Annotated in this window: 18 protein-coding genes; 10 read left to right on the forward strand and 8 right to left on the reverse strand. The window is 64.3% G+C overall.

Annotation, left to right across the window (positions count from 1 at the left end):
* Positions 1-5: 5 nt before the first annotated feature.
* On the forward strand, positions 6-1,763 hold the full coding sequence (locus JQ603_RS09870; protein ID WP_212338826.1) for an NAD+ synthase: 1,758 nt from the start codon (positions 6-8) through the stop codon (positions 1,761-1,763).
* Positions 1,764-1,918: 155 nt separating this feature from the next.
* Positions 1,919-2,452: a putative immunity protein gene (locus JQ603_RS09875; RefSeq protein WP_212338829.1), complete on the forward strand. Its 534-nt coding sequence runs from the start codon at positions 1,919-1,921 to the stop codon at positions 2,450-2,452.
* 48 nt (positions 2,453-2,500) lie between these two features.
* Here JQ603_RS09875 and JQ603_RS09880 read toward each other — a convergent pair whose 3' ends face one another.
* The 5 genes from JQ603_RS09880 to JQ603_RS09900 all read right to left on the reverse strand — a co-directional run bounded on the left by JQ603_RS09880 (position 2,501) and on the right by JQ603_RS09900 (position 7,028).
* Complete coding sequence (locus tag JQ603_RS09880) at positions 2,501-2,893, reverse strand: cytochrome C oxidase subunit IV family protein (RefSeq protein ID WP_212338831.1); 393 nt, start codon at positions 2,891-2,893, stop codon at positions 2,501-2,503.
* 9 nt (positions 2,894-2,902) lie between these two features.
* Positions 2,903-3,625 (reverse strand): heme-copper oxidase subunit III family protein, encoded by a 723-nt coding sequence (locus tag JQ603_RS09885; protein ID WP_212338832.1) that lies wholly within the window; start codon positions 3,623-3,625, stop codon positions 2,903-2,905.
* A 14-nt stretch (positions 3,626-3,639) separates the two neighbouring features.
* Positions 3,640-4,344, reverse strand: coding sequence for a cytochrome c oxidase subunit 3 (locus JQ603_RS09890; RefSeq protein ID WP_212338834.1), 705 nt, complete (start codon positions 4,342-4,344; stop codon positions 3,640-3,642).
* Positions 4,341-6,119 carry a cbb3-type cytochrome c oxidase subunit I gene (locus tag JQ603_RS09895; RefSeq protein WP_212338837.1) on the reverse strand — a complete coding sequence of 593 codons (1,779 nt, stop codon included), beginning with the start codon at positions 6,117-6,119 and terminating at the stop codon, positions 4,341-4,343. Before JQ603_RS09895 ends, JQ603_RS09890 begins: the two co-directional genes overlap by 4 nt.
* Before the next feature lie 75 nt (positions 6,120-6,194).
* Positions 6,195-7,028 (reverse strand): cytochrome c oxidase subunit II, encoded by an 834-nt coding sequence (locus JQ603_RS09900; protein ID WP_212338840.1) that lies wholly within the window; start codon positions 7,026-7,028, stop codon positions 6,195-6,197.
* A 528-nt stretch (positions 7,029-7,556) separates the two neighbouring features.
* Here JQ603_RS09900 and JQ603_RS09905 point away from each other — a divergent pair.
* The gene (locus tag JQ603_RS09905; protein ID WP_212338842.1) at positions 7,557-8,465 is read left to right on the forward strand and encodes a DUF2189 domain-containing protein; all 909 of its coding nucleotides are present in this window, start codon (positions 7,557-7,559) and stop codon (positions 8,463-8,465) included.
* A 54-nt stretch (positions 8,466-8,519) separates the two neighbouring features.
* Here JQ603_RS09905 and JQ603_RS09910 read toward each other — a convergent pair whose 3' ends face one another.
* Together JQ603_RS09910 and JQ603_RS09915 are read right to left on the reverse strand one after the other, a co-directional pair.
* Positions 8,520-9,701 carry a DUF2865 domain-containing protein gene (locus JQ603_RS09910; RefSeq protein WP_212338844.1) on the reverse strand — a complete coding sequence of 394 codons (1,182 nt, stop codon included), beginning with the start codon at positions 9,699-9,701 and terminating at the stop codon, positions 8,520-8,522.
* A 143-nt stretch (positions 9,702-9,844) separates the two neighbouring features.
* Positions 9,845-10,150: a hypothetical protein gene (locus tag JQ603_RS09915; RefSeq protein ID WP_212338846.1), complete on the reverse strand. Its 306-nt coding sequence runs from the start codon at positions 10,148-10,150 to the stop codon at positions 9,845-9,847.
* Between the two features lie 283 nt (positions 10,151-10,433).
* On the opposite strand from JQ603_RS09915, the gene cysS reads away from it, so the two are divergent.
* The 4 genes from cysS to JQ603_RS09935 all read left to right on the forward strand — a co-directional run bounded on the left by cysS (position 10,434) and on the right by JQ603_RS09935 (position 14,532).
* Positions 10,434-11,813 (forward strand): cysteine--tRNA ligase, encoded by a 1,380-nt coding sequence (cysS, locus tag JQ603_RS09920; RefSeq protein WP_212338847.1) that lies wholly within the window; start codon positions 10,434-10,436, stop codon positions 11,811-11,813.
* A 115-nt stretch (positions 11,814-11,928) separates the two neighbouring features.
* Entirely contained in the window at positions 11,929-12,420 is a 492-nt protein-coding gene (locus tag JQ603_RS09925; protein WP_212338848.1) for a GNAT family N-acetyltransferase, read from the forward strand.
* Positions 12,417-14,015, forward strand: coding sequence for a citramalate synthase (gene cimA / locus JQ603_RS09930; RefSeq protein ID WP_212338849.1), 1,599 nt, complete (start codon positions 12,417-12,419; stop codon positions 14,013-14,015). Before JQ603_RS09925 ends, cimA begins: the two co-directional genes overlap by 4 nt.
* 139 nt (positions 14,016-14,154) lie before the next feature.
* Positions 14,155-14,532 carry a VOC family protein gene (locus JQ603_RS09935; protein ID WP_212338850.1) on the forward strand — a complete coding sequence of 126 codons (378 nt, stop codon included), beginning with the start codon at positions 14,155-14,157 and terminating at the stop codon, positions 14,530-14,532.
* A 62-nt stretch (positions 14,533-14,594) separates the two neighbouring features.
* On the opposite strand, the gene JQ603_RS09940 is transcribed toward JQ603_RS09935, so the two are convergent.
* Positions 14,595-15,200, reverse strand: coding sequence for a TIGR00730 family Rossman fold protein (locus JQ603_RS09940; RefSeq protein ID WP_212338851.1), 606 nt, complete (start codon positions 15,198-15,200; stop codon positions 14,595-14,597).
* A 201-nt stretch (positions 15,201-15,401) separates the two neighbouring features.
* On the opposite strand from JQ603_RS09940, the gene JQ603_RS09945 reads away from it, so the two are divergent.
* From JQ603_RS09945 to JQ603_RS09955, 3 genes are all read left to right on the forward strand, one after another.
* Positions 15,402-17,360 carry an ABCB family ABC transporter ATP-binding protein/permease gene (locus JQ603_RS09945; protein WP_212338853.1) on the forward strand — a complete coding sequence of 653 codons (1,959 nt, stop codon included), beginning with the start codon at positions 15,402-15,404 and terminating at the stop codon, positions 17,358-17,360.
* Positions 17,361-17,414: 54 nt separating this feature from the next.
* On the forward strand, positions 17,415-18,137 hold the full coding sequence (locus JQ603_RS09950) for a phosphatidylserine decarboxylase (protein WP_271580716.1): 723 nt from the start codon (positions 17,415-17,417) through the stop codon (positions 18,135-18,137).
* Between the two features lie 85 nt (positions 18,138-18,222).
* The gene (locus JQ603_RS09955; RefSeq protein ID WP_212338859.1) at positions 18,223-19,104 is read left to right on the forward strand and encodes a CDP-alcohol phosphatidyltransferase family protein; all 882 of its coding nucleotides are present in this window, start codon (positions 18,223-18,225) and stop codon (positions 19,102-19,104) included.
* Positions 19,105-19,199 lie beyond the last annotated feature (95 nt).

Below are 19,199 nucleotides of genomic sequence, written 5' to 3' on the forward strand. Positions count from 1 at the left end.
CCGTCATGACCGAACGTCTCAACGCATTCGCGGTCACGCTCGCCCAGCTCAATCCGACCGTGGGCGATATCGAGGGCAATGCCGCGAAGGTGCGCGCCGCGCGCGCGCAAGCCGCCGCCGACGGTGCCGATCTCGTGCTGTTTCCGGAATTGTTCGTCGCCGGCTATCCGCCGGAAGATCTGGTGCAGAAGCCGGCCTTCCAGGCCGCCTGCCGCGTCGCGATCGAAGCGCTCGCCCGCGAGACCGCCGATGGCGGGCCGGCCATGCTGGTCGGCACGCCCTGGGTCGAGGAGGGCAGGCTCTACAATGCCTGCGCGCTGCTCGACGGCGGCCGTATCGCCGCACTTCGCTTCAAGTGCAATCTGCCGAACTACGGCGTGTTCGACGAGAAGCGGCTGTTTTCGCGCGGCCCGGCCGCCGGCCCCGTCACGGTGCGCGGCGTTCGCATCGGCGTGCCGATCTGCGAGGACATCTGGCTCGAGGAGTCCGAAGACTACGAGAACGTGGTCGAGACGCTGGCCGAGACCGGTGCCGAGATCATCCTCGTGCCGAACGGTTCGCCTTACGCCCGCGACAAGAACGATGTGCGCCTGTCGGTCGCGGTCGCGCGCGTCACCGAGAGCGGGCTGCCGCTGGTCTATCTCAACCAGGTTTGCGGCCAGGACGAATTGGTGTTCGACGGCGCGTCCTTCGCGCTCAACGGCGATCTCTCACTCGCGGCGCAACTGCCGGCGTTCGAGGAAAGCGTCACCACGCTCCGCTTCACCCGAAACGGCGACGATTGGCGCTGTACGGGGCCGCTCGCGGAGCAGGTCGAGGGCGACAAGGCCGACTATGCCGCCTGCGTGCTGGGCCTGCGGGACTATGTCGGCAAGAACGGTTTTCCCGGCGTGCTGCTCGGCATTTCCGGCGGCATCGATTCCGCGCTGTGCGCCGCCATCGCGGTCGATGCCCTCGGCGCCGACCAGGTGCATGGCGTGATGCTGCCTTATCGCTACACGGCCGCACATTCGATCGCCGACGCCGGCGAGCTCGCCGGCCATCTCGGCATCCGCTACGAGGTGTTGCCGATCGCGGAAGCCGTGACCGGGTTCGAGACGATCCTCTCGGGCATCTTCAAGAATCTGCCGCCTGATATCACCGAGGAAAACCTCCAGGCCCGCACCCGCGGCACGCTGCTGATGGCGATCTCCAACAAGACCGGCCTGATGGTGGTGACGACCGGCAACAAATCGGAGATGTCGGTCGGCTATGCCACGCTCTACGGCGACATGAACGGCGGCTTCAACCCAATCAAGGACATCTACAAGACCCAGGTGTTTCGGCTGGCAAGCTTGCGCAATGTCTGGAAGCCGGACGGTGCGCTCGGCCCCGCGGGCGAGGTGATCCCACCCGATATCATCACACGCCCGCCGACGGCGGAGCTGCGCGAGAACCAGACCGATCAGGACTCTCTGCCGCCTTACGACGTGCTCGATGCGATCCTCGAGCGGCTGGTCGAACGCGAGGAGCCGCTCGATGCGATCATCGCCGCCGGATTCGACCGCGAGACCGTCACCCGCATCGACCATCTGCTCAACGTCGCCGAATACAAGCGCCGCCAGGCTGCGCCCGGCGTGAAGGTGACACCCAGGAATTTCGGCCGCGACCGCCGCTATCCCATCACCAACCGCTTCCGTGACAAGGGCGAGAGGCTGCCCGCGCCGGACGAGACGCTGGTCTCGCGCGGAAGCCGGGCGTCGATCGACGCGTTCGAGGGGTGACGCTTTCGCGTGTGAGGGCGACAGCGCCCCAAGGTTCGCTGTCATCATCCGCGATGGCGGATGATCCAGTACTCCGCGGCGGATGTTGAGACGACCGACTTCAGCCATAGAACGTCAATAGGTATGGCCGAACGCTCGTGTCGGGCAGATGAAACATGGCAGACGAGTTCATCCTGGATATTGAGGACCTCCGAGAGGTCGCTGCCTACGCGGTGGAAAATGCTGCGGACGTGCTGGAGATATTCGAGCAATCGCATCCTGCGGATTCCCGTCCGCGGGACGCGATTGAAACCGCGCGGACGTTCGCAAGAGGAGGCAAGCGGGTGAAGGCCCTGCGCGATGCGGCCTGGGCGGCGCTGAAGGCATCAAAGGAAACCGAAAATGCAGCAGCCAGCCAGGCTGCGCGCGCTGCGATGTGTGCCTCATCCGCGGCTTATCTTCATCCGCTGGCTCGATCGACTCAGGTCAGGCACATTCTTGGCGCGTCCGCCCACGCAGCCCGAGCCGCCGAACTTGCTGCGGGTGACGCTCCCGGTGTTGGTGCCGACCATGTTGAGCGCGCCATCCGGCGTGCGACGCCAAGGCTTGTCGAGGTCCTGCGGCGTTACCCGCTCGCGCCGATCGGCGGCGGGCGGGTTGGCGAACTCCTGCGCGCAATCGATCGGAGGCTTCGCGGCGAGCTGCCGTAACTGGATGCCCACGCCCCAGGGCGATGGCGGCGAGAACTCAGATTGCCGCTATGACGGGGTTGCGAAAAACAGCACCCGCAGGAAGTGCGTGTATTCGGATTCGAGCACCATGATCGACACAAATACCAAGACCGCGATCGGGGGCACCAGGATGGCATAGGCCAGGGCCAGCCGCTCCCAGGCCATGTGCATGAAGACGGCGACGATCAGGCCGGCCTTCAACATCATGAACAGCAGGATCAGCGACCACCTCAGATAGCCATGCAGGCCAAAATAGTCGACGAGGTAGGAGCACGTGCTGAGGACGAACAACCAGCCCCAGACCACGAGGTAGAGCTTGATCGGGTGCTGTTGCCCCTTGGCGTGAACGGCTCCCGTTGCGACTGCACCATGCGCCGGAGCGTGGAGCTGTCCTTCCATGTGTATTGTCGCGTTTGCCATGCGCCGACCTCACCATAGATAGAAGAACGCAAAGATGAACACCCACACGAGGTCGACGAAGTGCCAGTACAGCCCGGTGATCTCGACGATCTCGTAATAGCCCTTGCGGCTTGTGAAAAAACCACGCCTCTCGACGTCGAAGTCTCCCCGCCAGACCTTTCGCGCGATCGCGATCAGGAAGATCACGCCGATCGTCACGTGGGTGCCGTGGAAGCCCGTGATCATGAAAAAGCTCGAGCCGAACTGCGCCGCGCCCCACGGATTGCCCCAGGGACGGACGCCCTCCATGATCAGCTTGGTCCATTCGAAGGCCTGCATGCCGACGAAAGTTGCGCCGAAGGCCGCCGTGATCAGCATCAGGATTGCGGTTCTCACGCGATCCCTGCGGTAGCCGAAATTGACCGCCATCGCCATTGTTCCGCTGCTGCTGATCAGGACGAACGTCATGATGGCGATCAGGATCAGGGGGATGTGGTTGCCCCCGATATTGAGGGCGAAGACTTCGCTGGGATTCGGCCACGGCACTGTCGTCGACATGCGCGCCGTCATGTAGGAGAGCAGGAAGCAACTGAAGATGAAGGTGTCGCTGAGGAGGAAGATCCACATCATGGCCTTGCCCCAGGACACGTTCTTGAAGGCGCGTTGATCCGAGGCCCAGTCTGCGGCGATGCCGCGCCAGCCTTCAAGCTGTGCAGTCGATTGGCCCGGATTTGTCAGCACGGTCTCAGCCATCTGGTCTCGCCTCCCTAGCGCAGCAACTGGCGGCAGATGTCGACGAAATCGTCGGCCCAGCCCGTGAGAAGACCGAGCAGCACAAGCCAGACCAGGAGCAGGAAGTGCCAGTAGATGGTGCACAGCTCCACGCTCAAGCGCATGTCCGCGATCTCGGCGCCACGCCACATCTTGGCCAAGGTCCGGCCCAAAGCCACCAGGCCGCCCGTCAGATGCAGCCCGTGCACCGCAGTCAACAGGTAGAAGAAGGAATTCGCCGGATTGGACGCCATGAAATAACCGGCGGCTCCGAGCCGTTGCCAGGCCAGGAGCTGTCCGGCGAGGAAGACCACGGCAGATGCTCCGCCGGCGAACAGACCGACCATGACGCCTTCAGCGTCGTTTCGGCGTGCGGCCAGGTACGCCCATTGCAGCGCGACGCTGCTCAGGACCAGCACGCCCGTGTTGACCCACAGCAGCCGCGGTACCGGCAGCGGCCGCCAGTCGACCACGCTCATGCGCATCGAGTAGGCGCTGATGAAGAGGACGAACAATGCGCTCGCGACAGCGAGAAACACGCCAAGGCCGACCTTCGCCGCCGGCCAGGTCATGGTATCCCCGCCCGGGAAGTCACCGACCGCGCCTTCCTCCAGCCAGGGCTTGGCCGTCAGCCGCTGCTGCGACAGCCACCATCCGGCGATCACCGCGAGCACAGCCAGGAACAGGATGATGGCGCTCACGAAGCAGCTCCCTGAACGAGCTGCGTCGCGCGCGGCGGCTGGTTCTGCGGAATGAAGTCCTCCGCGGCGCCGGGTACACTGTAGTCATAGGCCCAGCGGTACACGACCGGAAGCTCCTTGCCCCAGTTGCCGTGCCCCGGGGGCGTCTCCGGCGTCTGCCACTCCAGCGTCGTGGCCCGCCACGGATTGCCGCCTGAGGCTTCACCCTTGAACAGGCTCCAGACCAGATTGAAGAGGAACACCATCTGGCCGAAGCCGACGGTCAAGGCGATTACGGAGATGAAGGCGTTCAGTGAATGGGCCGAGGACGGGATGAATGACGTGTCCCCGAGCTCGAAATACCGGCGCGGAACCCCGAGCAATCCAAGATAGTGCATCGGGAAGAAGATCAGGTAGGCGCCGAGGAAGGTGACCCAGAAGTGAAACTTGCCCAGCGTGTCGTTCAGCATCCGCCCAGTGACCTTGGGGTACCAATGATAGATCGCGCCGAGCACGACCATGATCGGCGCAACGCCCATCACCATGTGGAAATGCGCGACCACGAACATGGTGTCCGAGAGAGGCACGTCCACCACGACGTTGCCGAGGAAGAGGCCGGTGAGCCCGCCGTTTACGAAGGTGATGATGAAGCCAAGGGCGAACAGCATCGGCACCGTGAGATGAATGTCGCCGCGCCACAGGGTCAGCACCCAGTTGTAGACCTTGATCGCGGTGGGGATTGCGATGATGAGCGTCGTGGTGGCGAAGAAGTACCCGAATTGCGGGAACATGCCGCTTACATACATGTGGTGCGCCCATACGACGAAGCTGAGCGCGCCGATGGCCACGATCGCCCAGACCATCATGCGGTAACCGAAGATGTTCTTGCGCGCATGCGTGCTGATCAGATCGGAGACGATGCCGAAGGCGGGCAGGGCGACGATGTAGACTTCGGGATGGCCGAAAAACCAGAACAGGTGCTGGAAGAGCAGCGGGCTGCCGCCGCCATATTTCGACAGCGTGCCCATCTCGACGAGGGCGGGCATGAAGAAACTGGTTCCCAGGAGACGGTCGAGCAGCAACATCACCGAGCCGACGAACAGTGCAGGGAATGCCAGCAGCGCCATGACGGTCGCCGTGAAGATGCCCCAAACGGTCAGGGGCAGACGCATCAAGGTCATGCCACGGGTGCGTGCCTGGAGCACGGTCACCACATAGTTCAGTCCGCCCATGGTGAAGCCGATGATGAAGAGGATCAGGGAGGCCAGCATCAGAACGATGCCCCAATCCTGCCCGGGCGTTCCGGAGAGGATTGCTTGCGGCGGATAGAGCGTCCAGCCGGCGCCGGTGGGGCCGCCGGGCACGAAGAATGTCGAGGCCAGCACCAGGACTGCGAGCAGGTAGACCCAGTAGCTCAGCATGTTCACATAGGGGAAGACCATGTCCCGGGCGCCGACCATCAGCGGGATCAGGTAGTTGCCGAAGCCGCCCAGGAACAATGCGGTGAGCAGATAGATCACCATGATCATGCCGTGCATGGTGATGAACTGGAGGTATTGATTGGCATCGATGAAGGAGAAGGTGCCGGGGAATCCCAGCTGCAGCCGCATCAGCCACGACAGCACCAGGGCCACCAGGCCGATGGCCGTGGCCGTCAGCGAATACTGAACGGCGATCACCTTGGCGTCCTGCGAGAAGACATACCGTGTCCACCAACTCTTCGGATGATAGAGCTCGACATCGGGTACTTCGGCAGGTGGGACGCCTGCGATCCCTTCATATGGAATATCGACCATAGAAACCTCCTCGGTCGTTTCCATCGGGGTGAAGCGTTCGCCTCATGCACCCGATTTATCTTCGCGGCGGCGGCTTTACTTGCCGCCGGATCGGTACGTCGCCTTCACGACGGCTTTTGCCGGCGACAATTCCGCAAACGTCTTTTGTTGCTCCAGCCAAGCGTGATATTCGCGCTCTTCGTCGACGATGACCTTGGCTCGCATCTGATAATGAGCGGCGCCACAAAGCTCGGCGCAGAGAACATCGAACGTCCCGGTTCGGATCGGCGTTATCCAGAAATAGGTCACCATGCCTGGGACCATGTCCATCTTGGCCCGGAACTCGGGCACGTAGAAATCGTGCAGGACATCGACCGAGCGGAGGAGAACCTTGACCGGCTTTCCCACTTGAAGGTGCAGGTCGCCGTTCTCGATCACGACGTCGTCCTGCGCGTGTGAATCGTCACGATTGAGTCCCATCGGATTGTCGGACGCGATGTTGCGGACATCGGATGTGCCCAACTTCCCATCCTTGCCCGGAAGGCGGAAGCTCCACTGCCATTGCTGGCCCATGACCTCGACCTCGGTGGCATCCGCAGGCACCGTCACGAACTGGTGCCAGACCACGAGGCCGGGGGCCAGCATGGCCGCGACGCCGATGCCGGTGCCGACGCTCAGCCACCACTCGAGCCTCTTGTTTTCGGGATTGTAGTCGGCCCGTCTTCCCTCCTTGTGGTGAAAGCGGAAGACGCAGTAAGCCATGAAGGCGATGACCGCGACGAAAACGAAGCCCGTGATCCAGAACGTGATGTTGATGGTGTGGTCGATATAGGCCCAGTTCGTGGCGATCGGCGTCCACCACCACGGGCTGTAGATGTGAAACAGCACCGAGCCGATCGCGACCAGAAGCAGTATCAGTGCGACAGCCATCCTGATCCATCCTTGCCATCGAAGGCTACGGATACGAATCCAGGGCGGAGCTCATGTCTGTCGCGATGGCTGGCCTTTCTTGGTTGGCATTCATGCCATCGCCGGCCTTTTGCCTCGCCCATTCCACCGGTCGCGAAATCAGGACAGTGCTCGCGACCAAACTCTAAGGGCGTCTGAGTCTAAAATGATACCGGCCTAATCCGGCGTCAATAGAGCAATGTAGGTGCTCCGACATGGCGTGGTTGCCGTCGCCCGGCCAGTCGACAAAGCATCAAGCGCGCATGTTGGATGGCGGCGTGGCGATGCAGCGCACAATCAGACAATTCACCTAACCGTGAGCGCAGCCGTGCCCCGCGCGCGCTAAGCTGGCCAAGCAGGTCGCGACGGGTTCCGTCCGGCCAGGCTCTGTTCGCTGAACCTGGGTTGCCGTACCCGACCCCTCGCGTTTCCTGCTCGTCAGGCGGACACGCGTGACTGAAAAGCGCGTGTGATCGAAAACCGCGATTTTCAGCACGGGAGGGTCCGTTCATGGCCACTCTGTACTCCCACGACATCGTCAGGCGGCACGTATTCGGCGAATCGGCCTCCTATCCCATTCGCAAGATCGGCTTTTCCGACCTGACCGAGGCCCTGCGCCTGGGTTGGGAGGATTTCCAGGCGATGCCGAGCCACGCGATCATCGTGTGCGTGATTTATCCCGTTCTCGGTCTCGTCCTGTTCAGGATGGTCCTCGGCTATTCGGTGCTGCCGCTCCTGTTTCCGCTGGCCGCCGGCTTCGCCCTGATCGGGCCCTTCGCCGCGATCGGTCTCTACGAACTCAGCCGGCGCCGCGAGCGTGGCGAGGAGGTCGATGCGTGGGATGCGATCAAGGTGCTGCGCGCACCGTCGTTCGGTGCCATGGTCGAGCTCGGCGTGCTCCTGCTGGTCCTGTTCGGGGCCTGGATCGGTGTCGCGAACGCAATCTATGTCACAATCTTCGGTCACGCGGCGGCTGCAAGCATTCCCGACTTCGCAACGCGTGTGCTGACGACGCCGGAAGGCTGGTCGCTCATCCTCGTCGGTTGCGGTGTTGGCTTCCTGTTTGCGGTTGTGGCCTTGTGCGTCAGTGTCGTGTCGTTTCCGTTGATGCTCGACCGGCATGCGACTGCGATCGACGCGATCCGCACGTCGCTCCGAGCGGTAGGGGCGAATCCGGTTGCGATGGCCGGATGGGGCCTCATCGTGGCGGCGCTGCTCGTGATCGGCTCGCTGCCGCTCTTCGTCGGTCTCGCCGTTGTCCTGCCGGTGCTCGGTCATGCCACCTGGCACCTCTATCGGCGGGTGGTCGAGCCCAATCCGAATCCACCGGACGAGCTGCCGCCGCCCCCGAAGGGAAAGCGCTACGCGGCGGACTTCCCGGCCAATCTCTTCCCGTGGAGCCGCGAGGGCGAACAGTAACAGCGAAACGGCCGCGCCTGGCGGCCGCCTTCGCTTGGCATGACGGGTGAGGACCTACTTCTGCTGCTGCGGCAGGAAGGTCGGGCCGACCGAGCGGATCGGCTTGTTCTCTGAACTCGGCGCGGGCGCGCCGGTGTCCGCCGGCGGTGTCGCGGCCGGTGCGGTGGCCGTCGTCGGCGCGGGCGTCGCACCCTTCTTGGCATTGGCAGGCTGCGGCGCGCCCTTGTTGAGGCGCTGCTGCTGCATCTTCCTGGCGCTCTCCTCGGTGACGATGATGTCACCCTGCTGCTCGGCTGCGGCCTTGTCGTCGGCCGATTTGAGCGCATCCGCCCAGGTCTGTCCGGCCGCCTTGCAGGAGCAGGACGGATTGAACTCGCTGCGGAATTTGAACGCGGTCGGCAGCGCCGTGTAGGGCTGGCCGCCGATGGAGACCGCCGAGTTCATGTCCTCGCCGGGATTGCGATGGGTGTAGAGCACGGCTTCGGCGGCGGGGCACAACGCCTTGCAGGTCTTCTCGTCGTCGGGGAAGCGCGCCGGCACGGTGGCGAAGGAGATCGGGAAATAGGCGCCGTCGCAGGTGCGCACGCACACGGTGCGGAAGGTGCCGGATTGCGGGCCGAGGTCGGAGGGCGGCACGGCTTGCGGATTGTTCGGGTTGTTGCCGCCGAACAGATTGCTCAGGAAATTGCCGCCGCCTTGTGACTGCGCGGCATTGGCGTATTGCGGGCCGCAATTGTTCTGCGCCAGCGCCATCAGCACCGAGCGGCGCTGGTTGTCGCGCTCCGGGCTGAAGCCGCCGCCGCGCAGGCGTTCGAGATTGCCGGTGATCTGGTCCAGATTGGCGCGCATCTGCTGGATCTGGGTGTTGACCGGCCCGCACTGCGCCTGCTGGCCGTTGAACAGCGAGAAGAAGCCGGAGGAATCGCAGCCCATGCGCTTGGCCTGCATGGTGACGCGGTCGAGCTCGGCCTGCTGCTTGGCCTGGGAATCCTGGTAACGGCGGATCTGCTCTTCGCGCGCGGGATCACCACCGCCGCCGCCACGATCGAGCGCGGCGAGCTGGCCTTCCAGGCGGGCGCACATCGGATTGGGGCCGAGCCCGTTCTGGCCGGGCTGAGGCGGCGGGCCGGCCTGCGCGAAAGCGCCATTGGCGAGCACGACGGTGCCGAGGAGCACGGTGCAGGCAAGGAGGGAGCGGGCACGGGAGAGAGACAAAAATTCAGGCATATCCGCCATTCTAGCGAGGTCACGGCCCAGCGTGACTTTCCAAGATGACTTGGGGGCCGAAGCGCGCCCTCCAATAGCCGCTTCCTGCGGCATCGTCACGTCGTTTCAGGGGGCCTAAGACTGGTCCTAAGATCTGCCAGCTCCGAGGGAATTCAGCGCTGGCAGGTGATTGCGACATATTCGTCGCAACGGCCATGGGAGCAGTTTGCGCCGGTTTTGGGGACAGAGCCGGTAATTTCGTCGGGATCGACCCGGCGATAGCTTGATGCCTGGGCAAAATCCCGTGACTGGCAGTAGGTGCGCGCGACCTGCGCCCCGCATTTGTCGCCCCTGGCCAGGCACTGGTCGATGCCATAGCCGTCCGCCTGGTTGGCAATGATGAAGACGCGGGTCTCGGCGAATGCGCCGGATGCCGCGACGAGGGAGGCACAGGAGACGAGCGCGAACAGAAATCGCATGGGAATACCGGGGGCTGGAGACCGCCCGCTCTTAATAAACTCAAAAGGTTAAGGGGAATGGAACCATTGCGGCGGGCCGGCGCGCATTGCGGGGAGAACACGGCATTTTCGCGGCTCTCTTGACGTCAGGGGCCCTCGTGGCCCATATGTTCCCGCATGAACGGTCTCCTCGCCATTTGCATCATTTGCGAGATTACGAGCTAGCGATTCGCTGGCTGGAGCCGTCTTTTCTCAAACACATTGAGAGCACTGGACGCCCGGCCAACAGCCGACGGGTGTCCCTATGGAATTGCGCCTTTACGATACGCTGACGAAGGAAAAGCGCCCCTTCGTGCCGCTCGATGCGAAGAACGTCCGCATGTATGTCTGCGGACCGACGGTCTATGACTTTGCCCATATCGGCAATGCGCGGCCGGTGATCGTGTTCGACGTGCTGTTTCGGTTGCTCCGCCACACTTACGGTGAGGCGCATGTCAAATATGTCCGCAACATCACCGATGTCGACGACAAGATCAACGATCGCGCTGCGCGCGACTTTCCCGGCCTGCCGCTGAACGAGGCGATCCGCAAGGTCACCGAGCAGACCGGCAGGCAGTTTCACGCCGACGTGGATGCGCTTGGCGCACTCCGGCCGAGCGTCGAGCCGCGCGCGACCGAGCATATCGGCGAGATGCGCGAGATCATCGAAAGGCTCATTGCCGGCGGTTTTGCCTATGCCGCCGAGGACCACGTGCTGTTCTCGCCGCAGGCGATGAACGCGGCCAATGCCGGCCTGCCGCGCTACGGCGCGCTGTCCAATCGCTCGCTGGACGAGATGATCGCCGGTGCCCGCGTCGATGTCGCGCCTTACAAGAAGGGCAACACCGATTTCGTGCTGTGGAAGCCGTCCAAGCCGGGCGAGCCGTCATGGCCGTCGCCGGCCGGCATCAAGGCCGAGGGGCGTCCGGGCTGGCACATCGAGTGCTCGGCCATGGCCTGGAAGCATCTCGGCGAGCACTTCGACATCCATGGCGGCGGCATCGATCTCGTGTTTCCGCATCACGAGAACGAGGTCGCGCAGACCTGCTGCGCGTTCCACCAGCAGCGCATGGCGAACTACTGGATGCACAACGGCTTCCTGCAGGTCGAGAGTGAGAAGATGTCGAAGAGCCTCGGCAACTTCATCACGATCCACGAGCTGCTTCAGGACTGGCCGGGTGAGGTGCTGCGCCTCAACATGCTGAAGACGCATTACCGCTCGCCGATCGACTGGACCATGAAGTCGCTGGAGGAGAGCGCCAAGACGCTCGACGACTGGTATCGCGTCGCTGCCGACGTCGCGCCGGGCGGGCCGGCCGCGTCCGTGGTCGAGCCGTTGCTCGACGATCTCAACACGCCGCTGGCGATCGCGGCGCTGCACGGCTTGCGCGGCGAAGCCGCTGCATTGTCGGGCTCGTTGCGGCTGCTCGGCTTCCTGTCGGAGAGTGCCGCGCAGTGGGAAAGCCGCAAGCAGCAGGCGAGCGGGGTCGATGCCGGGGAAGTCGAACGCCTGCTTGCGGAGCGGACGGCCGCGCGTGCACGGAAGGACTTTAGGGAGTCCGACCGCATCCGCGATCTACTCGCCGCGATGGGCGTTGCGATCAAGGACTCCAAGGACGGGACGACCTGGGAGATCGCGCGATGAAGCGGCCCGACACGCCGTTCCCGCGGCACTGGCTCTATTACATCGCGCTGAAGATCCTGCTGCTCGGCGCCGCGGTGGCGATCGTGCTGAAACTCTATGGGATGTGGTGAGGACGATGGGACAGACTTTGCCAAAGCCCGGCCTGCGGCCGTTCCTGCCCGATGACGTGCCGGTGCTCGCCGCCATCTTTACCGCCAGCATCGAACAGCTGACCGGCGATGACTACAGCGAGGCGCAGCAGCAGGCCTGGATGGAGGCGGCCGAGGACGAGGAGTTCGGCAAGCAGCTCGCGGCCGACCTGACGCTGATCGCGACGCTCGAGGGCTCGCCGGTCGGCTTCGCCTCGCTGCGCGGAGCCGATCATATCCGCATGCTCTACGTGCACCCGGCAGTGGCCGGGCAGGGCATCGCGACCATGCTGGTCGACGCGCTCGAGAAGCTCGCGGGCGGCCGCGGCGCCAAGAGCCTTTCGGTCGACGCCAGCGACACCGCGGAAGGCTTCTTCGCCAAGCGCGGCTACACCGCCCAGCAGCGCAACAGCGTCACCATCAATGACGAGTGGCTCGCCAACACCACCATGAAGAAGACGCTTGGAGCGGCGCCATGAGCAAGGAGCGTCTTTATCTGTTCGACACCACTTTGCGCGACGGGGCGCAGACCAACGGCGTCGATTTCACGCTGGCCGACAAGCAGGTCATCGCGGCGATGCTCGACGACCTCGGCATCGACTATGTCGAGGGCGGCTATCCCGGCGCCAACCCGCTCGATACCGAGTTCTTCGGCAGCAAACCGAAGCTCAATCATGCGCGCTTCACCGCCTTCGGCATGACGCGGCGAGCAGGGCGCTCGGTTTCCAACGATCCCGGTGTCGCGGGCCTTTTGGAAGCGAAAGCGGATGCGATCTGCTTCGTGGCGAAGTCGTCGGCCTATCAGGTGCGCGTCGCGTTGGAGACGACCAAGGAGGAAAACCTCGCCTCGATCCGCGACAGCGTCGCCGCGGCGAAGGCGGCCGGCCGCGAAGTCATGCTCGACTGCGAGCATTTTTTCGACGGCTACAAGGAAGACGCGAGCTTCGCGCTCGCCTGCGCAAAGGCGGCCTACGAGGCCGGCGCGCGCTGGGTGGTGCTGTGCGACACCAATGGCGGCACCTTGCCGAACGAGGTCGAAGCAATCGTCACCGAGGTGACGAAACACATCCCCGGCGATCATGTCGGCATCCACGCCCACAATGACACCGAGCAGGCGGTGGCCAATTCGCTCGCCGCGGTGCGCGCGGGCGCACGGCAGATCCAGGGTACGCTCAACGGCCTTGGCGAGCGCTGCGGCAACGCCAATCTCTGCTCGCTGATCCCGACGCTGAAATTGAAGAAGGGTTTTGCCGACGTTTTCGAAATCGGCGTCACGTCCGAGAAGCTGGCGACGCTTGTCAAAGTCTCGCGCACGCTCGACGACATGCTCAACCGCGTGCCAAACCGGCACGCGGCCTATGTTGGCGAGAGCGCCTTCGTCACCAAGACCGGCATCCATGCCTCCGCCGTGCTCAAGGATCCGCAGACCTATGAGCATGTGCTGCCGGAGCTGGTCGGCAATCATCGCAAGGTGCTGGTCTCCGACCAGGCCGGCCGCTCCAATGTCATCGCCGAGCTCGACCGGGCCGGCATTGCCTACGAGAAGAGCGATCCGAAGCTGACCCGTCTCGTTGAAGAGCTGAAGGAGCGCGAGGCACAGGGCTACGCCTATGAATCCGCCAACGCCTCGTTCGACCTGCTGGCGCGCCGCACGCTCGGCAAGGTGCCGCATTATTTCGAGGTCGAGCAGTTCGACGTCAATGTCGAGCAGCGCTACAACGCGCTCGGCGAGCGCGTCACCGTGGCATTGGCCGTGGTCAAGGTCGACGTCGCCGGCGAGCACCTGATCTCGGCAGCCGAGGGCAACGGCCCTGTCAACGCGCTCGACGTCGCGCTGCGCAAGGATCTCGGCAAGTACCAGAAATACATCGAGGGGCTGACGCTGATCGACTACCGCGTGCGTATCCTCAACGGCGGCACCGGCGCGGTCACGCGCGTCCTGATCGAGAGCGAGGACGAGAACGGCGATCGCTGGACCACGGTCGGCGTGTCCCCGAACATCATCGATGCCTCGTTCCAGGCGCTGATGGATTCGGTGATCTACAAGCTCGTGAAGTCGGGCGCGCCGGCGTAAGCCCCACGACGGCTGTCATACCCCGCGAAAGCGGGGTATCCAGTACGCCGCGGCTTCTCGGTCGCTCTCTGGCGTCTCGGAATACTGGATCGCCCGGTCGAGCCGGGCGATGACAGTTGGGGTGAGGAGAGGGCAAGGCATGATCGACCACATCTCCGTCGGCGTCGGCGATCTCGATCGCGCCGCAAAGTTCTACGAGGCGACGCTCGCCACACTCGGCCTCACTCGCCTCGTCACGCGGCCGCGCACAGTCGGCTTCGGCAAGGCCTATCCGGAGTTCTGGATCAATTTGCGCGAGGGCATGCCGCGTGTCGGGCCTTCGAGCGGCGTGCACATCTGCCTGCGGGCGAAGACCACGGTCGAGATCGATGCGTTTCACGCCGCCGCTCTGTCCGCCGGCGGCGAGTCCGACGGCGCGCCGGGCATCCGTCCGCACGATCGCGTGCGCTACTACGCGGCCTTCGTCTTCGATCCCGATGGTAACCGGATCGAGGCGGTGACGTTTCCGAGCGAGTAGCGCATGATCCGGAAAAGTGTGAAGCGGTTTTCCGAAAAGATCATGCGCCAGCAAAAAAGTTCTTACAGCTTGCGCGCGACTTCCGGGGCGAGCTGCTTTTCCTCTTCGGCGATCTGTGCCGCGGCTGCTTTCAGCTTTGGCAGGATCTCCTCGACGCGATCGGCCTTGAGGATGTCGACCGTCAGGCCGGCGCGGATGAACTCGGTCTGGCGCATGTGCGACAGGAGCGAGAACAGCGGCTCCCAGAAATTGTCGATATTGGCGAGCAGCACCGGCTTGGCGTGACGGCCGAGCTGCTTCCAGGTCAGCTGCTCCACCAGCTCTTCCAGCGTGCCGACGCCGCCCGGCAGGGCCACGAAGGCGTCGGAGCGCTCGAACATCAGCCGCTTGCGCTCGTGCATGTCGGGGGTGACGATCATCTCCTGCACGCGGGTCAGCGCGTTCTCGCGCATCCGCAGGAATTCGGGGATGATGCCGGTGACGGTGCCGCCGTGATCCAGCACGGAGGTTGCGACCGAGCCCATCAGTCCGAGCGAGCCGCCGCCATAGACCAGGCGGATGTTGTTCTCGGCGAGGGCCTTGCCGAACGCCTTGGCGCCTTCGGTGAAGCGGGGATTGGTTCCGGGGCCGGAGCCGCAATAGACACAGACGGTTTTGATAGTGCTCATTGGTGCCATGATGCATTGCAGCGAAGAGGCGTCAAGCCCAATCGGTGATTCGGACTGCCCGGAAATCTACCGGTAAATGGCGAGAAACAATCGAAGATTCGCCATCTGGCGGGGTGCGCGGGCATCGGGAAGGCTCTATATGACAAGCGAAATTCGTTAATCGCAGCGACGCCCGCATCCGGTGGGCTTTCAGGTTTGTTGATGGACCAACCCCAATCGTTCGACGGCGCCGACGTTCCTGATCCTCCCGCCGGGGGACCACTGGAACGGGCCACGCTGATGGGCACGCTGGCGCATCTGTGGCCCTATATCTGGCCGGGTGACCGTTTCGACCTGAAGATGCGGGTGGTCTGGTCGCTGGTGCTGCTGCTCGCCGCCAAGCTGATCACGCTGGCCGTACCGTTCAGCTTCAAATGGGCCACCGATGCGCTGACCGGCGCCAACACCGCCCCTGTCGCGGCCGACAATTGGCACCTCTGGGTGATCGCTTCGCCACTGCTGCTGACCGCGAGCTACGGCGCGATGCGCATCGTGATGGCAGTGCTGACGCAATGGCGCGACGGCATCTTCGCCCGCGTCGCCATGCACGCGGTGCGCAAGCTCGCCACCATCACCTTCGTTCACATGCACGAGCTGTCGCTGCGCTTCCACCTCGAGCGCAAGACCGGCGGCCTGACGCGCGTGCTCGAGCGCGGCCGCGAGGGCATCGAGGTCATCGTGCGCATGGTGATCCTGCAACTGATCCCGACCATCGTCGAGGTCTCGCTCTTGATGGCGGTGCTGCTCTGGCAGTTCGACTGGCGCTACGTGGTCGCGACGCTGATCACCGTCACGGTCTACATGTACTACACCTACATCGCGACCGAGTGGCGGATCGGCATCCGCCGCAAGATGAACGATTCCGACACCGAGGCGAACACCAAGGCGATCGACTCGCTGCTCAATTACGAGACCGTCAAGTATTTCAGCGCCGAGGCGCGCGAGGCGCAGCGCTACGACAGGTCGGTGGAGCGTTACGAGGAGGCGAGCATCCGCACCTATACCTCGCTCGCCGTGCTCAACACCGGCCAGGCCGTGATCTTCACGATGGGACTGACGGCGACCATGCTGATGTGCGCGATCGGCGTGCGCAACGGCACCAACACGGTCGGCGATTTCGTGCTGGTCAATGCCATGATGATCCAGCTCTACCAGCCGCTGAATTTCATGGGCATGGTCTATCGCGAGATCAAGCAGGCGATCATCGACATCGAGAAGATGTTCAACGTGATCGGCCGTGAGGCCGAGATCAAGGACGCGCCCGACGCGCAGCCGCTGGCCGTTTCCGCCGGCACGGTGCGGTTCGAGGACGTGCGCTTTGCCTATGAGCCGACGCGGCCGATCCTGAAAGGCATCAGCTTCGAGGTGCCAGCCGGCAAGACCGTCGCGATCGTCGGTCCCTCCGGTGCAGGCAAGTCGACGATCTCGCGCCTCCTGTTCCGCCTCTATGACGTTTCCGGTGGCAAGATCCTGATCGACGGCCAGGACATCCGCGAGGTCACGCAGGCCAGCTTGCGCGCTTCCATCGGCATGGTCCCGCAGGATACCGTGCTGTTCAACGACACCATCCGCTACAACATCCGCTATGGCCGTTGGGACGCCAGCGATGCCGAGGTCGAGGAGGCCGCGCGCCTCGCGCAGATCGACCATTTCATCCGCCTGGCGCCGAAGGGCTACGAGACCCAGGTCGGCGAGCGCGGCCTGAAACTGTCGGGCGGCGAGAAGCAGCGCGTCGCGATCGCGCGTACGGTGCTGAAGGCGCCGCCGATCCTGGTGCTTGATGAAGCGACCTCGGCGCTCGACACCCACACCGAGCACGAGATCCAGGGCGCGCTCGACCGCGTCGCCAAGAACCGCACCTCGCTGGTGATCGCACACCGGCTCTCGACCATCGTCGGTGCCGACGAGATCATCGTGCTGGACCAGGGCCGCATTGCCGAGCGCGGCACCCACGCCAGGCTGCTCGCGCTGGGGGGCCTTTACGCCAGCATGTGGAACAGGCAGCGCGAGGCCGAGGCAGCGCGCGAGAAGCTGGCCAAGATGGCCGATTCCAGCGAGGCCCCCAACCGGGAGCCGCCGCCGGTCGCCGACGTCCTGACGACGCCCGCGGCTGCGGAGTGATCTTGTCTCCGATCCCAACTCTGGCCTAAACAAGCCCGCGCGACGACCCGCGCCATCAACCCCAGGCGGCAGATAACGATGTCCATTCTCGATTCGATCCAGCGTCAGATCCCGCCGATCCACAAGGAGGGCTATCCCTTCATCGGAGCCTTTGCGCTGGCGAGCCTGATCCTGTTCTGGCTGTGGTCGCCTTTGGGATGGATCGGCACGATCCTGACCGTCTGGTGCGCGCTGTTCTTCCGCGACCCCGTGCGGGTGACGCCGGTGCGCGAGGGTCTCGTGGTGTCGCCGGCCGACGGCCGCGTCTCGATGATCACCATGGCGCTGCCGCCGGCCGAACTCGGCCTCGGCGACCGGCCGTTGCCGCGCATCTCGGTGTTCATGAGCGTGTTCAACTGCCACGTGAACCGCAGCCCGATCGCGGGCAGGGTGGACCGCATCGCCTACCGGCCCGGCCTGTTCATCAATGCCGAGCTCGACAAGGCGAGCGAGGACAATGAGCGCAACTCGCTGGTGATCTCGACGCCGACGGCGCGAATCGGCGTGGTGCAGATCGCAGGCCTCGTCGCCAAGCGCATCGTCTGTTTCGTCAGGGAAGGGCAGGCAATCGGCGCCGGCGAGCGCTTCGGCCTGATCCGCTTCGGCTCGCGGCTCGACGTCTACCTGCCTGTCGGCACCAAGGCGCTGGTCTCGGAAGGGCAGACCGCGATCGCCGGCGAGACCATTCTGGCCGACCTTGCCGGCGAGGACCCGAGCCGCGCCTTCCGCGCCAATTAACCAAAGTCGGTCCTTGCGGGCCTTCCGCCGCAATGGCGGAGGGGGACGGGGCTTGCTATATCTCGCCTCAGGATAAGGACGAGCCATGACGCCCTATGACGTGAGAGATCCCGATGTCCGCCGCCGGCGGTTCCGCCCCATTCCGGTGCGGATGCTGGTGCCCAACGTCATCACCCTGCTGGCGATCTGCGCCGGCCTGACCTCGATCCGCCTGTCGATCGAGGGGCGGATGTCGCTGGCCGTCTACGCCATCGTGTTCGCGGCCGCGCTGGACGGTATCGACGGTCGCATCGCGCGCATGATCAAGGGCCAGTCCAAGTTCGGCGCCGAGCTCGACAGCCTCGCCGACTTCGTCAATTTCGGCGTGGCGCCCGGCCTGATGCTGTATTTCTGGCAGCTGCACGAGCTCGGCAATGCCGGCTGGATCGCCGCCATGGTGTTCGCGATCTCCGGCGGCCTGCGTCTGGCGCGCTTCAACGCCACCATGGACGATCCGAACAAGCCGGCCTTCGCCGCCAATTTCTTCACCGGTGTGCCGGCACCCGCCGGCGCGATCACGGTGCTGCTGCCGATCTATGTCGCCTTCCTCGATCTCGGCCGGCTGCCCGCGGCGGTGACGGCGGCCTATACGCTGCTGATCGCCTTCCTGATGGTGTCGCGCCTGCCGGTGTTCTCCGGCAAGACCAAGCGCATGCGCGTGCCGCCCGAGCTGGTGCTGCCGGCCTTCGTCGCGGTGATCGTCTTCATTGCACTGCTGATCGCCTATCCCTGGCACGTGCTGTCGATCGGCACGGTGCTGTATCTTCTCGCTCTGCCGCTCGGCTACAAATCCTATCGCGACCAGGCGCGCGCGATGGAAGCCACCACGCCGTCGGGAGGCGAGGTCCCGTCGCCGCCGTCGGCACCCACGCTGGCGAATTTGTCGGAGCCGCCGCACGACGAGGACCGACCCGGACGGCTGCACTGAGCGGCCACACGCGGATATCTGCCATGAGGCCCCCTGAGTTGGGTTGAGGCCTGATCTCGGCTATATCGCCCTGTGCCGGCGGCATCGCGTCAATC

Origin of the sequence: Bradyrhizobium liaoningense (assembly GCF_018130825.1) — a bacterium.
In the GTDB taxonomy this organism is placed as follows: Bacteria; Pseudomonadota; Alphaproteobacteria; order Rhizobiales; family Xanthobacteraceae; genus Bradyrhizobium; species Bradyrhizobium liaoningense_B.

Excerpts from the sequence above, each read along its gene's own strand:
- JQ603_RS09925 (WP_212338848.1), top strand. The coding sequence starts at position 11,929 with ATGGGACAGACTTTGCCAAAGCCCGGCCTGCGGCCGTTCCTGCCCGAT.
- JQ603_RS09955 (WP_212338859.1), top strand. The coding sequence starts at position 18,223 with ATGACGCCCTATGACGTGAGAGATCCCGATGTCCGCCGCCGGCGGTTC.
- JQ603_RS09895 (WP_212338837.1), bottom strand. The coding sequence starts at position 6,119 with ATGGTCGATATTCCATATGAAGGGATCGCAGGCGTCCCACCTGCCGAA.
- JQ603_RS09915 (WP_212338846.1), bottom strand. The coding sequence starts at position 10,150 with ATGCGATTTCTGTTCGCGCTCGTCTCCTGTGCCTCCCTCGTCGCGGCA.
- JQ603_RS09910 (WP_212338844.1), bottom strand. The coding sequence starts at position 9,701 with ATGGCGGATATGCCTGAATTTTTGTCTCTCTCCCGTGCCCGCTCCCTC.
- cimA (WP_212338849.1), top strand. The coding sequence starts at position 12,417 with ATGAGCAAGGAGCGTCTTTATCTGTTCGACACCACTTTGCGCGACGGG.
- JQ603_RS09870 (WP_212338826.1), top strand. The coding sequence starts at position 6 with ATGACCGAACGTCTCAACGCATTCGCGGTCACGCTCGCCCAGCTCAAT.
- JQ603_RS09945 (WP_212338853.1), top strand. The coding sequence starts at position 15,402 with ATGGACCAACCCCAATCGTTCGACGGCGCCGACGTTCCTGATCCTCCC.
- JQ603_RS09875 (WP_212338829.1), top strand. The coding sequence starts at position 1,919 with ATGGCAGACGAGTTCATCCTGGATATTGAGGACCTCCGAGAGGTCGCT.
- JQ603_RS09935 (WP_212338850.1), top strand. The coding sequence starts at position 14,155 with ATGATCGACCACATCTCCGTCGGCGTCGGCGATCTCGATCGCGCCGCA.
- JQ603_RS09900 (WP_212338840.1), bottom strand. The coding sequence starts at position 7,028 with ATGGCTGTCGCACTGATACTGCTTCTGGTCGCGATCGGCTCGGTGCTG.
- cysS (WP_212338847.1), top strand. The coding sequence starts at position 10,434 with ATGGAATTGCGCCTTTACGATACGCTGACGAAGGAAAAGCGCCCCTTC.
- JQ603_RS09905 (WP_212338842.1), top strand. The coding sequence starts at position 7,557 with ATGGCCACTCTGTACTCCCACGACATCGTCAGGCGGCACGTATTCGGC.
- JQ603_RS09880 (WP_212338831.1), bottom strand. The coding sequence starts at position 2,893 with ATGGCAAACGCGACAATACACATGGAAGGACAGCTCCACGCTCCGGCG.
- JQ603_RS09885 (WP_212338832.1), bottom strand. The coding sequence starts at position 3,625 with ATGGCTGAGACCGTGCTGACAAATCCGGGCCAATCGACTGCACAGCTT.
- JQ603_RS09940 (WP_212338851.1), bottom strand. The coding sequence starts at position 15,200 with ATGAGCACTATCAAAACCGTCTGTGTCTATTGCGGCTCCGGCCCCGGA.